This is a genomic window from Erysipelatoclostridium sp. An173 (assembly GCF_002160495.1).
Taxonomy (GTDB): domain Bacteria; phylum Bacillota_I; class Bacilli_A; order Erysipelotrichales; family Coprobacillaceae; genus Thomasclavelia; species Thomasclavelia merdavium.
This window is the reverse complement of sequence record NZ_NFKR01000110.1, coordinates 1-866: the sequence shown is the minus strand read 5'-3', so window position 1 is coordinate 866 and position 866 is coordinate 1. Positions and strand designations below refer to the sequence as shown.

The window sequence follows — 866 nt, the reverse complement described above, 5'->3', positions numbered from 1 at the left end:
AAAAAGATATTCCATAGCCAATTACATTTTCATATCCTTCATCACGTAATCCTTCAATATATCGCTTTTCAATAATCTGATTACTTGCCTCTTTGCTATCTTTTCTTAGTTCTTTAATACTATTTGAATGTTTGCATTCAATAATAATCGCTAGATCATCAATATCCATTGGCAATACTGCTAAATCAAATCTCCCTTCTCCACTTTCTCGATTTGATTTAACCTCATAGCCATCGGCATTTAAAAATCCTACCATAAATCCATGATAAAAACTTTCATAATTATCATAGTAGCTGATGCTACTTTTTAAAACCTGATTTAATGTCTTCTGAGCTCTCTTTTCCTGATCATCAAGAAGATTGTTTATAAACTCATTTCTTCTTTCTCTTTGATAACTTTCAAACCATTTCATAAAGATATTTTCGTAAATCTTTTTTACTTCTTTATTGGGAATGACCAGCTTATAGGTATCTTCTACTAGTTCATTATTTTCATATACTTTCTCTTTGATTTTTAAATATCCGGTAAACAGCAAAAAGCTATAAACATTATCATTCATATCTTTGCTGCTTTTAAAATTCATTTCTCGATACGTTAACTCTGGTGTTATCTTTTTTATGATGCTTTTTCCATTGATCAGTTCTTCAAACTCTTCTTTCATCTTCATTGTTGCATTTTCAATATACTGTCTTACTAAATCATTGCTGCTGGTATTGGCCCAGAAGGATATTGCATGAAAATCTTTATCTCCTAATAATTCCTTTATATAATTTAGAACGCTCCAGGGATTATAAATTTCTGTTTTATCAAATAAATAACCATCATACCAGTCTTTTATCTCATCGCGTTTATTTATCAGATCATAA

Annotated in this window: 1 protein-coding gene; it reads right to left on the bottom strand. The window is 29.6% G+C overall.

Annotated features, from left to right (window positions below; genetic code table 11):
- Positions 1-866, bottom strand: an 866-nt coding sequence (locus B5F09_RS14640; RefSeq protein WP_239404362.1) for a PD-(D/E)XK nuclease domain-containing protein, incomplete at both ends; no start/stop codon positions are given.